Genomic DNA, 12,925 nt, shown 5'->3' on the forward strand with positions numbered 1-12,925 from the left:
TGATTTAGTTTTCTGTTTCTTCAGTTGAGTCTGCCTCATCTGTATTTTCCTTAGGTGCCTCTCCTTCTGATATTTCTCCCTCTACAACTACACCTTCAGTATCAATAGTTTCTTCTTCCTCTTCTTCGTGATCTATTTTAGTAACCGATGCAATTTCGTCATCACCCTTAAAAGTAATTAATCTAACGCCCTGTGTAGCACGTCCCATTACTCTTAAATCTGCTACTGCAATTCTAATTACAATACCAGAACGGTTAATAATCATTAAATCTTCGCTGTCTGTAACGTCTTTAATTGAAACTAATTGTCCTGTTTTTTCCGTTACGTTAATTGTTTTAACACCCTTACCACCACGGTTTGTTACACGATAATCATCAATATCGGTACGTTTTCCATAACCTTTTTCTGATACTACTAACACCGTAACTTCAGGATTGTTTATGGCAATCATACCAACAACCTCATCTTTTTCGTGTCCAAGAGTAACACCACGTACACCAGTAGCTGTTCTACCCATCGGGCGAACGGTTTTTTCGTTGAAACGGATAGCTCTTCCTGAACGTAAAGCCATTACAATTTCACTTTCACCGTTTGTTAAACAAGCTTCTAATAACTGGTCTCCATCATTAATGTTAATAGCATTGATACCATTAACACGTGGACGAGAATAAGCTTCAAGAGAAGTTTTCTTGATGGTACCTTTCTTGGTACACATTATAATAAAGTTATTTTCTAAATATTCTTGATCCTTAAGGTTTTTAACTTTTATGTATGCCTTAATTTTCTCTTCCTTCGGTATATTGATAATGTTTTGAATAGCTCTTCCCTTACTTGTTCTTGATCCTTCAGGAATTTCGTAAACCCTTAGCCAGAAACATCTTCCGGCTTCGGTAAAGAATAACATATAGTTGTGGTTGGTTGCCACAAGCATGTGCTCAATAAAATCTTCATTTCTGGAAGTACTGCCTTTCGATCCTTTTCCACCTCTACCTTGAGCTCTAAATTCTGTTGCAGGGGTACGTTTTACATAACCTTCATGAGAAATGGTGATAACAACTTCTTCATCATCGATGAAATCTTCCATACTCATATCTTCAGCAGAGTGAACAATTGTTGTTCTACGCTCATCGCCAAACTTCTGCCTAATTTCTGCAAGCTCATCTTTAATAATTTGCATACGCAAACCTTCGTCAGCAAGGATAGATTTTAAATATTCGATGGTTTTCATTAATTCAGCATACTCTTCTTTGATTTTATCACGCTCTAGTCCTGTTAAACGACGAAGCGTCATATCCAAAATAGCACGTGCCTGAATATCACTTAAACCGAATTTTTCCATTAAGCCAACACGAGCTTCTTCAGGAGTTTCTGATGCACGAATTAATTTAATTACTTCATCTAAATGATCTAAAGCAATTAAATAACCTTCTAAAATGTGTGCACGTTTCTCTGCTTCTGCTAATTCGTATTTGGTACGGCGAACAATTACATCATGTCTGTGATCCACAAAATGAACAATTAAATCTTTTAGATTTAACATTTGCGGACGACCCTTTACCAATGCAATGTTATTTACACTGAAAGAAGTTTGTAATGCGGTGTACTTATATAAGTTGTTTAAAACGATAGATGCGTTTGCATCGCGTTTAATTTCGTAAACAATACGGATACCATCTTTATTAGATTCATCCTTAATATTTGAAATACCTTCCAATTTTTTCTCTCCAACTAATTCAGCAGTACGCTCAATCATTTGTGCTTTATTTACCTGGTAAGGAATTTCGGTAACGATGATTACTTCACGGTCTTTAATGCTTTCAATTTCTGCTTTGGCACGCATAACTATACGTCCACGGCCCGTTTCAAAAGCCTCTTTAACGCCTGTATAGCCATAAATAATACCACCTGTAGGGAAATCTGGAGCTTTTACAAACTTCATTAATTCCTCAATCGTAATATCTCTATTATCTATATAACTAACAACGCCATCAATAATCTCCGTTAGGTTGTGTGGCGCCATATTAGTTGCCATACCTACCGCAATACCGGAAGATCCATTAACCAAAAGGTTAGGGATTTTTGCAGGTAAAACTGTTGGCTCTTGTAAGGTATCATCAAAGTTTAGCTGAAAATCTACCGTATCTTTATTGATGTCGGCAAGCATTTCTTCGGCAATTTTAGAAAAACGTGCCTCCGTATAACGCATTGCAGCTGGTGAATCTCCATCAATGTGGCCAAAGTTTCCTTGTCCATCTACCATTGGGTAACGTAAACTCCAATCCTGAGCCATACGTACCATGGTGAAATATACGGATGCATCACCATGTGGGTGATATTTACCTAAAACCTCACCCACAATACGGGCTGATTTTTTATGTGGTTTATTGCTGGTTACTCCAAGATCAAGCATTCCGTATAAAACGCGGCGGTGAACCGGTTTTAATCCATCTCGTACATCAGGTAAAGCCCTGGATACAATAACAGACATTGAGTAATCAATGTAGGCAGATTTCATCTGCTCTTCTATGTTAATTTGGATGATTTTGTCGTTTTGTTGATTTTCTAAATCTTCTGCCATAAATTATTTTATCGTTATCAAAAACGAAGTTTAAAAAGGTATTATTATAACCTTGCGAATTTAGCAAAAATATGCCATAATAAGGCATTGTTGAAAAGTTTTAGGGTAAAAAACGACTTACAAATGGATAAAAAAATATACCTATGGAAGGAAATAATTTTTGTAATACTTTTGTATTCTAATCCGATATCAAATGGCCCAACAAAAGAAATCTGCAATGGCTTTTATTATGGTAACTCTACTTATAGATTTTACCGGATTTGGAATTATTATTCCAGTTTTACCAAAACTAATTCAAGGTTTTACCGGTGGAAGCTTAAGTGTTGCAGCAGATTATGGGGGTTATCTTATGGTTGCATTTGCCTTAGCTCAATTTATTTTTTCTCCAATTATGGGTGGTTTAAGTGATCAATATGGCAGGCGCCCAATTTTACTTTTTTCTTTGTTCGGCTTAGGTGTCGATTACATCTTTTTGTCTTTTGCTCCCTCCATATTTTGGCTTTTTATTGGACGGATTATTGCAGGAATAACGGGAGCAAGTTTTACAACAGCTATGGCTTACATCGCTGATATTTCTGAACCTGAAAAGAAAGCACAAAACTTTGGGATGGTTGGCGCTGCATTTGGCGTTGGTTTTATTCTGGGGCCAGTTATCGGCGGTCTTTTTAGTACCTATGGATTAAGAGTTCCTTTTATGATTTCGGCTGGACTGGCTTTAATAAATTGGCTTTATGGCTATTTTATCCTACCAGAATCGCTGTCTCCAAGTAAAAGAAGGAAATTTTCCTGGTTCCGTGCCAATCCTGTCGGATCTTTCATAAATGCATCCAAATATCCGGCGATATTAGGTTTGCTAGCTACTCTCCTTCTTTTATATATTGCCAGCCATTCGGTTCAATCTAACTGGTCTTACTATGTAATTGAGAAATTTAAATGGGACTCAAAAATGATTGGTTATTCTTTAGGCGTTGTTGGTGTAGTTATTGCCATTGTACAAGGAGGATTAATCCGTATTATAATTCCTAAAATTGGCAATCGTAAAGCCATTTATTTTGGCTTAAGCTTATATATTATTGGTTTTATTTGTTTCGCTTTTGCATCCACAGGCTGGATGATGATGTTATTTATTTTGCCTTATTGTTTAGCAGGAATTGGAGGACCAGCCATGCAGAGCATTATTTCTAACCAAGTACCAGAAAATGCTCAGGGCGAAATTCAAGGAATTACAACGAGTTTACAAAGTTTTGCCGCTATTATTGGTCCTTTTTTAGCAAGTCATATTTTTGTTTACTTTATTCAAGATGGCACTCCATTATTTTTTCCTGGGGCACCGTTCATTCTTAGTGCTTTTTTAACTTTAATTGGTTTGTTTATCGCCATTAGGGCGTTGAGGAAGTATCATTAACTGAATTCGAAAGCAGCACTTTATATTCGTTATACGCCATAATTATGTTATAAACCAGTAAAGCAATTCCTTCAATATTTACAATTTTCCTTACCTCCAGGTTTATTAAGGATGAGATAATAATAATGGATAAAATTATTCCGCCTGCAATAAAAAAAGATAATTTAAAGGAGCGGTAAAGCATTGATAGTCTGAATAGTGTAGCCTTTTTAAAATATACGGGATTGGTAAATAATTGAATAAGATTACTGATTAAAAAGAAAATAATTAATACAATAATAACGCCTGATAAGGTTCCTTTGTTAAAATCAGGAATAACCAAATAACCGCTATGTACGAAGTAGGCAACGATTAAAATGCAAGTAATTGCTTTTAAAAATTGCCAGTTCCTACCTTTTAGAAACCATTTAACCCATTGAAAATCTTTTTCATTTGATTTTTCCGCTAACTTTTCTCTTATTCCCTGCGGAAGTGGCGTAAAAGGGTTTATTATACTTATAATTAGAATTAATAATGTGCTCACAAACTGAAAAATTCCATCAGTAACTAAAGAATGGATTCTTTCCTCATTTAGAATGCCTGGAATAAAGCAAGAAACTAAAATTAAAACGGTAATAAGTAAATGAAAAACAAATGGAAAGTAGCTTTGTAAGGGTTTATTGCCTCTGTTTGGATTTTCTGTGATGGCAAGTTTATCAGCATCTTTATCAAGATATTTATTAGCTAATCGAATTAAAACTATAAGAATAAATAAGGAGAACATTTGAGCAGATTTTAGATTGTTTAGTAAAACTATAACAATTCATTTGCCAAGTTTGCCAATTCACTTCGCTCACCTTTTTTTAGGGTAATATGCGCATAAAGCGGATGATTTTTAGCATTTTCTATTAAGTAAGATAATCCATTACTTTCAGAATCGAGATAGGGAGTATCAATCTGATAAATATCACCTGTAAAAACTATTTTGGTGTGCTCCCCTGCTCTCGAAATAATGGTTTTAACCTCATGTGGCGTAAGGTTTTGCGCCTCGTCTACAATAAAGAATATTTTGGTTAATGTTCGTCCTCTTATAAATGCAAGCGGAGCGATAGCAATTTTTTCCGTATTAATAAGTTCATCAATCTTTGTCGCCATTTTATCATCGCCAATAAATTGTTCCTTTATAAAACGCAGATTGTCCCATATTGGAGCCATAAAAGGATCAGTTTTGGATTTAGCATCGCCAGGTAAAAAACCAATATCCTTATTACTTAATGATACAATTGGGCGGGTAACATAAATTTGTCTGAAGTTTTTACGCTGTTCAAGAGCACTTGCTACTGCTAATAGTGTTTTTCCCGTTCCAGCATTTCCTTGAATACTTACGAGCTTAATTTCGGGATCTAAAAGTGCATGAATAGCAAAAGCCTGCTCAATATTTTTTGGTTTTATTTTAAAGATTGGATCAGTTGAAACTCCAGAAATAGTTTTTTTTGTGTGATTATAAAAAACATTAACTGTTTTTCTTTTATTCTTTAATGTATAAAAGCGATTGCCATTTGGATTTGGAAAATCTTGTTCTGTAACCTCGATAACCTTATTTTTCTTAACCTCATCAATTATTTCTACTGAAAAATTATCGATTTCTGTTTTGCCGCTATTTAGTGCATCTACATTTTTAATTTTTCCTGTTTCATAATCTTCAGCAAATAAATTCAATGATTTTGCTTTCAATCGCAAACAAATATCCTTTGATACCAATACTACTTTTTTATCTGGATTTTCTTCCTTAAGACAAAGAGCTGCGTTTAATATTTTATGGTCGAATTTACCTTTTCCAAAAACTTCTTCTGCATCAATTGTTGAAGGTATTTCGTTAAGCATTACCCTAAACATGCCTGCGTTGGCACCTTTTAAAGGAATCCAATTGCTAATGAGTTGCTCTTTCGAGGCTTGATCTATCAGGCGAATAAAACTTCTGGCTTCAAAGTTTCGGGTATCGTTTCCGCTTTTAAAATTATCTAGCTCCTCTAAAACCTGAATGGGGATTGCTACATCATGTTCATGAAAGTTATTGATAGCATCATGATCGTATAAAATAACCGAAGTATCTAAAACGAAAATCTTTTTTGATGGATTGGAGATTGATTTACCTTTCTTGGCCATTTGGTAAATTTAATGTTTCTTGTGGCTCTTTGTCAAGAAATTAAGCCTAAAAAACTTATAAAATAAAAACGGGGATCTTCTTCTTTCGATTTAGTTCCCCGTTTTAACCTTAAAAACAACCATAGTCATTATTAAGGCATCTAATTCTTGTTACTTTGATTTTTTCGTTTTCGCTAGGTTTTTGCAAACTTTTGCGTTTCGTAAAAATTTATTTCCAATTACTTCCTTCCGTAAAATTCTGTAATTATCAATAATTTCTGTTGGGTTTAATTTTCGGAGGTTTTATCTTTCGATTAACACTCTATATTCTTACTTGGTTTAACCCTTTCTGAAACTAATTGTCTTCCCTATAGTTATCCGAAATATTTCCCCTTTCGGTTCATTATCTCTTTTGGATATCTTAATCAGAATTCAAAGTACTTCGTATTTGATATTATCTAATTTAGGGTTTAAAGGCTTCGCTGTCAAGATAAAAAGCATATAATTTATAAACAAAGTTATCAACTTTAAAATCAGCTTATTAACAGTGAGTATCGTTGTTTTTGATATAGAAAATGAAGGTAATCGGTTTTATCAACATTTTTAGTTATTTCACTTATTAACAAACACTTAATGTATTTAAGCATAAGGAATATTTATTTTCTGCTTAAAATTCCTAATTATTAAAAAAAGTTAATAAAAATTGGCAACAAAAACCTTGGGTAATATGTTATTTTTGTAACCATGCAGATCAGGCAGCCGATAAGAAACATTCAGGATTTTTTGTTAAGTACATATTTTGCAGATGGCTTACGAATTACCATTGGTGTACTTTTGCCTTCGCTTATTTTAGCTCAGTTTGGGCTACTTAAATATGGCATGACATTATCTTTAGGTGCACTTTGCGTTAGTGTTGTAGATACTCCTGGGCCTATGGTGCACCGCCGAAACGCCATGCTGGTTACTACGGTACTCATTTTTGTTTTTTCGATACTTACAGGCTTAACAAACAAAAATCATTATTTCATAGGTTTTTTATTGCTTGCCTCTAGTTTTGTATTCTCCATGTTTTATATATATGGAGTAAGGGCCGCGGCTGTTGGAACGGCAACTTTATTAATTATTGTTTTAAGTATTGATGACGTTCGGCCTTGGCAGGATGTATTAATACACGCTTTAATGGTTTTAGCAGGTAGTTTGTGGTATACCGGTTTAAGTTATTTTGTATACAGAATACGCCCCTATCGACTTGTGCAGCAATCATTAAGTGATTCTATTTTAGAAGTTGCTGATTTTTTGAGAGAAAAAGCTAAGTTTTATCACCATAATAATAATTACGATAAAACTTATGCTGATTTATTGCAGTTGCAAGTTTCAGTTCACGAGAAACAAGACGCTGTAAGAGAATTGCTTTTTAAAACCCGCGAAATTATTCGTGATTCTACACCTGAAGGTCGATTTTTGCTGCTGGTTTTTGTAGATATGGTTGATTTATTTGAACAGGTAATGTCTACCTATTACAATTATCAGCAACTGCACGATCAATTTGATAAATCGGGAATTTTATCTGATTACGAGATGGCTATCAAGCGTATTTCTTATGCGCTTGATGATATCGCTTTTGCTTTAAAAAGCGGTGGTAAACCAACAGTATCTAAAAGATTATTGATAGAAATTGAACGCTTAAAAGTTAAAATCAACAATTTGGAGCGTAATAATAACAATCAGGAATATAGCACTATCGGCATCATTGCACTTAAAAACATTGAAGTAAATATTGAAAATATCCTTTCAAGAGTAAAAACCATTTTTAGCTACTTCAAAATCAGAACCAGTAAAGATATTAGGCAGGCTGAAGTGGATACAGAGAAATTTATTACCAGGCAAAAGTTTGACCTTAATCTTTTTACCGAGAACTTAACCTACAGTTCATCCACATTTAGGCATTCGTTACGAGTTACCGTAGTTATGCTTTTAGGTTTTATTGTTTCACAGCTTTTTAATTTCTCGCATAGTTACTGGATTTTATTAACTATTCTGGTGATTTCAAAACCAGGTTTTAGCTTAACTAAGCAGCGCAATTATCAACGTTTAATTGGCACTACTGTGGGGGCGTTTATCGGAATGGGTGTTTTATCGTTGGTGCATGATAGACATGTATTATTTGGTATTTTATTAATATGCATGATTGGCTGCTATAGTTTTCAGCGGAAAAATTATGTCGTTAGCGTTTTGTTTATGACGCCTTATATTTTGATTCTTTTTGATTTTTTAGGTATGGGTTCATTGGCGTTAGCCCGAGAAAGAATATACGATACGTTTATTGGTTCTGGAATTGCTTTGTTGGCTAGTTATTCGCTTTTTCCTACATGGGAGCACGAGAAGTTAAAACAGGCGATGATGGATATATTAAAAGCTAATAAGGCCTATTTAGAGCAAATTAGTTCGCTTTATTTTGAAAAAAATTATAACCGAACGGAATATAAACTTGCCCGAAAAGAAGTTTATGTTAGCACCGCCAACCTTGCTTCGTTGTTTCAAAGAATGTTTTCTGAACCTAAAAGCAAGCAGTTATTTATTAAAGATGTACACCAATTTACGGCGCTAAGTCATTTACTATCATCTTACATTGCCACGTTATCGCTTTACAATAAAGAGCACGATTTTATCCTTGAAAATTTTGATTCATTGAAGCCAATGTATAACAATACTATTTACTTGTTGGATGCATCTATAGAAAATTTGGTTCAAGGTAAAAGTAGTATCGATAATGTTCCTTTAATTAGGCTAAACGATAACGATATATTAATTAAAACCGGCGAAGACTTGGTACCCGAACAGTTTGACTTGATTCAAAAGGTTGCCTACGATATTTACAAACTCTCTGTAAAGATTAAGATTTAGTTTTTGGCTATAAATTCCCTTATTGTGCATGCATTAAATGGTAAAACTAAAGATGATCCATCATCCAGTTTGAAAATAATCTGAACCTCACATTCTAGTTTCTTCTCTGCCAAGGATTTATAATCAATTGTAATTGGATAAAACTTCTGTTCAGGATTATCTGATTTTACCTGTTCTTCTCTTACTTTAAATTTTAATTTAAACTCTGCATCCGCTGTTTTTATTAGAACTTTCTCAACTTTTTTAAAAGGAGCGTTATAAATAAAATTAAGAATCAGCTGGTCGTTGTTAGAATTTTTGGTTTCCTTAAACAATTCAAAAGCATAGTAATTTTTCCCGTCACGATGATATTGGTACTCAATGCTTTGTTTTGTGTTTTGTGCAAGGCAAATTTTAGTAAACGCAATAAATAATAGGATCAATAAGGATGATTTCATAACTTAAAATTTAGGGCATGCGAGTTTATAACCTTTAAAATTATTGTGCGTGTAGATTAATGAAATTTCGTAGGTACGTGGCGCAGTATTTAATATTTTATCAGAAGCTACAGTGTAATTTAAACCAGCAGTTAAGTTGCCAACAGATAAGCCTAAATATGGGTAAACAGCCGATTGATTAAAAGCATACCACAAACCAGCATTAATTTTAAATTTCGTTTCATCATTCGGTCTAAACGTAATAACGCTACCTAAAATGGTTTCATTATTTTTTTCCTGAGAAAACTTTATTCCACTAAAATTCAAATCAACCAGATTATTTACAATGTACAACATGCTTAGGTTAATGGTTTGGCGGTATGGGATTATGGTATTATTGCCACCGAGTAGGGTTTGTTGTGGTTTAGTAATGTGGTAAAATGAGTAACCAGCGGCAAGACTTAAGCGATCAAAATTAGCAGAGAAATTTGCTCCAAAATTAAGGTCAAAATAAGAGGTTTTATCATTTGTTACATCGAGATAGTTAGGAAGCGACATATCAAAATTACCATCAGAAGTATACTGAGATGCGAAAGTAAGTTTATTGTAATCAAGGTATTTGGAAACGTATGAAACCTGTGGCGCCAATCCAAACTTAAACTTGTGCTGAATATCCAAATATTGGTAATAAGAGAAGCTGGCGCTAATGTATTGTGATTTTAGTGCTTTATTAAAGGATTCATCAAATAAACCACTTAAGCCAATACTAAACACGTGGTTGGTAAAATTCTCATCCTCTGCCAACTTTAAATCCGCAGATACGCTGTAAGTATTATAAGGATCGCCCATGTTGCCCCATTGTTGCCGGGTGTTTAGGGCAAACCTGTAATCGCCATCAAAAAAACCAGTAAATGCCGGGTTAAGCGTTAAAGGCGAAGCAAAGTATTGAGAAAACTTTGGATCTTGTGCCGAACAACATACCGTAATTAAGCACAATAATAAACTAAGAAGCGTTTTGTACATTACAATATTAATATGGTTTTACCTTGAGATTGAAATTTGCCTCCAAAGGAATCTATTCCTTCGGCAACCCATGAAAATGTTTCTAAAGGCTGCATTTTACTTTTAAACTTTCCATCCCACCCCAGATCTACTGCATCAGTTTGATAAACCAAAATGCCCCATTTATTGTAAACCTTAAAACTTAGCAACCTGGTAATGCTCACTAAAAATGGGTATAGACGATTATTGGTTTGTTTTTGAGGTGTAAAAGCTGTAGGTACAATTATTTTTGGCGTGGGTAATATATTTAATTCTATAGAGGAAGAAACCGAGCAGCCTTTGTCATTTTCCATACGGATATAGTAAATACCTGCTCTATTTATTTTAGTTGGATCAGCAACGGGTTTTAACATTGCAGCATCCTGAAAGTAACTTATTTTTGAAAACCCACGGCTACCCTGCGTAATACTTGCAGCGGTAAGATTAATAAAATCATTATCAAATATGGGTGCTGGCTGATGTAAAACAATTGTAGGCAGGGAATTAATGACTACATTAATTTTATCTGAAACGAAACAACCATTAGCATTGGTTATTTTTACATAGTAAGTTCCAGTGGTGTTTATTTGCCTCGGGTTATTAATTTTAGAGGTTAAATTTACATCATGAAAGTAAGAATATGTTGTACCTGGAGTGCTTCCGGTGTATAATGCTGGGTTTGTAATATCAACCTTTTCGGGATAACAAACCGGTGCAGGATCTTTTATAGATAAAACTGGCAGATCAATTACATTAACCTCTATCCGATCACTAACAATACATCCTTTTTCATTTTCTGCTTTAACAAAATAAAACCCCGACTTATCCATGTTTTTAGGATCGGCAATAAGCTGGGTTAAGTTATTATCGGTATAAAAACTATATTTTAAATTAGCATCGCTACCTACAAAATTATCCATCTTGGTAATGTCTGCCCTCATAGGAAAGCATACAGCTGCTGGATTCGTTATTTTTAAAATCGGTTTTTCGTTTAAAGTAACTTCTATAGGTAGAATACTTTCACAACCAGAAATGTTTTTTAGCTTAATATAGTATGTGCCTGTTTTGCTTATTTGAGTGGCATCGGTAAGCGGCTTTAATGCTGCAGCATCAGAAAAATACGATTTAGTTACCCCAGTTAAATTTCCAGTTAATAAATTATCCTTTGTTATATCTACAGTTCCGTTGTAACATACGGATTCTGGTTTTTTTGCTGTTACAGAAGCCAGGTCGTTTATAGTTAAATCTATAATTCCAACACTTTGGCAACCCTTATAATTTGTAGCCAACACATAATAAGTTTTATTTTCAGTTACCTTAAGCAAGCCTTTAATTTCTTGTGTTAGGTCTTTATCAGAATATACCAGATAAGTAAGTCCTGGCATTTTATTCAATACGTAATCTGGCGAAGTCAAATCCACTTCGGTATTTTTACACAAGGTTTTTGCAGGAACGACTTGTAAATTATAGTCAACACTTCTAACAGTTGCAGAAACAGTACTTGGGCATCCAAAACCATCGTAAGGCACTAAATCCAACAATAATTTGGCACCTTCTGGCGGCGTTGGTTTAATAATTGCCGTTTGTGATGAACCATAATTTACAGTTCTGCTTTCATTATACCAGTTGTAGGATTTAAAACCACTTGGACCAGACACTGTAAGTTCTTCAGCATTTTTGCAATAAGTGTTTCCAATAATAACATCGCCACATAAATTATTTACATCTACATATGCGTAACCAAAATGACCACCTAATGTACAATCGGCACTAATAAATTCAATTATAAGTTGTTTGCCCTGGTAACCCGATAAGTTTACCGTTACTGGAGTCCACTCTTTGTAAATAACCAGGCTGCTGATAAAGGATTTTTTAAACCCAGGTAAAGAAGAAGTGGCTATATACTCAAAAGAAGCACATGGGATATATTCATTTTTTTCTACATCTTTTACTCTGGCAATAAATCTCGGTTGTTCTGCTGCTCGGTGCGATGGATCTTCTAAAACAATTGCATATTGATAGGTTAAGGTAAACTCAGGACGATCATTAGGAACATTGATTAAATAAGAAATCCCTTCTGATTGAGCACCCGAACCCTCATCGCCTATCTTGACTGAAAAATTACCTCCACCACTTGGAATTATTGGAAAGCGACCATGCGGATCTGTTGCTTTTTTATCTGTTATAATCGTATGCCGATCTTTAACTGGACCATTAACTTCATTGGTATAAACAAAGTTTTTATCGTCCACATTTGTAGTAGTTCCAGTGTACAACTTCCAATTCTGAAAATTTCCATTTTCAAAACCTATATTTTCAGGACATGCCTGCGCATACAGTTTAGATGTTATACTCATTAAGAATATAGAAAACACCAAGAAATATCTATTTATCATAGGGGCGATTAAACAGTCTATTGTAAAAATATCAAAATAGTATACTTGTGGATTTGCTAGT

8 protein-coding genes are annotated in these 12,925 nt (G+C 34.3%); 2 read left to right on the top strand and 6 right to left on the bottom strand.

Annotated elements, in window-relative coordinates:
• Nucleotides 1–4: 4 nt before the first annotated feature.
• Nucleotides 5–2,578: a DNA gyrase subunit A gene (gyrA, locus tag EHC72_RS12350; RefSeq protein WP_131538009.1), complete on the bottom strand. Its 2,574-nt coding sequence runs from the start codon at nt 2,576–2,578 to the stop codon at nt 5–7.
• 193 nt (nt 2,579–2,771) lie between these two features.
• Here gyrA and EHC72_RS12355 point away from each other — a divergent pair, with 193 nt between their 5' ends.
• Nucleotides 2,772–3,983: a TCR/Tet family MFS transporter gene (locus tag EHC72_RS12355; RefSeq protein WP_131538010.1), complete on the top strand. Its 1,212-nt coding sequence runs from the start codon at nt 2,772–2,774 to the stop codon at nt 3,981–3,983.
• Here the strand turns inward: EHC72_RS12355 and EHC72_RS12360 are convergent.
• A complete protein-coding gene (locus tag EHC72_RS12360) occupies nt 3,958–4,746 on the bottom strand; it encodes a hypothetical protein (protein WP_131538011.1) in 789 nt (262 codons plus the stop codon). The two genes, EHC72_RS12355 and EHC72_RS12360, sit on opposite strands and share 26 nt — an antisense overlap.
• A 29-nt stretch (nt 4,747–4,775) precedes the next feature.
• Nucleotides 4,776–6,128 carry a PhoH family protein gene (locus tag EHC72_RS12365; RefSeq protein ID WP_131538012.1) on the bottom strand — a complete coding sequence of 451 codons (1,353 nt, stop codon included), beginning with the start codon at nt 6,126–6,128 and terminating at the stop codon, nt 4,776–4,778.
• A gap of 723 nt (nt 6,129–6,851) precedes the next feature.
• Here EHC72_RS12365 and EHC72_RS12370 point away from each other — a divergent pair.
• Entirely contained in the window at nt 6,852–9,011 is a 2,160-nt protein-coding gene (locus EHC72_RS12370) for an FUSC family protein (protein ID WP_131538013.1), read from the top strand.
• Here the strand turns inward: EHC72_RS12370 and EHC72_RS12375 are convergent.
• Genes EHC72_RS12375 through EHC72_RS12385 form a run of 3 tightly spaced genes read right to left on the bottom strand, consistent with a single transcriptional unit; the run spans nt 9,008 to nt 12,825 of the window.
• Nucleotides 9,008–9,448 (bottom strand): hypothetical protein, encoded by a 441-nt coding sequence (locus EHC72_RS12375; protein WP_131538014.1) that lies wholly within the window; start codon nt 9,446–9,448, stop codon nt 9,008–9,010. The genes EHC72_RS12370 and EHC72_RS12375 overlap by 4 nt on opposite strands.
• Nucleotides 9,449–9,451: 3 nt before the next feature.
• Nucleotides 9,452–10,450 (bottom strand): PorP/SprF family type IX secretion system membrane protein, encoded by a 999-nt coding sequence (locus EHC72_RS12380; RefSeq protein ID WP_131538015.1) that lies wholly within the window; start codon nt 10,448–10,450, stop codon nt 9,452–9,454.
• Nucleotides 10,450–12,825: a gliding motility-associated C-terminal domain-containing protein gene (locus EHC72_RS12385; protein WP_165585817.1), complete on the bottom strand. Its 2,376-nt coding sequence runs from the start codon at nt 12,823–12,825 to the stop codon at nt 10,450–10,452. Before EHC72_RS12385 ends, EHC72_RS12380 begins: the two co-directional genes overlap by 1 nt.
• Nucleotides 12,826–12,925 lie beyond the last annotated feature (100 nt).

This window comes from Pedobacter nototheniae (genome assembly GCF_004335085.1).
GTDB lineage: Bacteria > Bacteroidota > Bacteroidia > Sphingobacteriales > Sphingobacteriaceae > Pedobacter > Pedobacter nototheniae.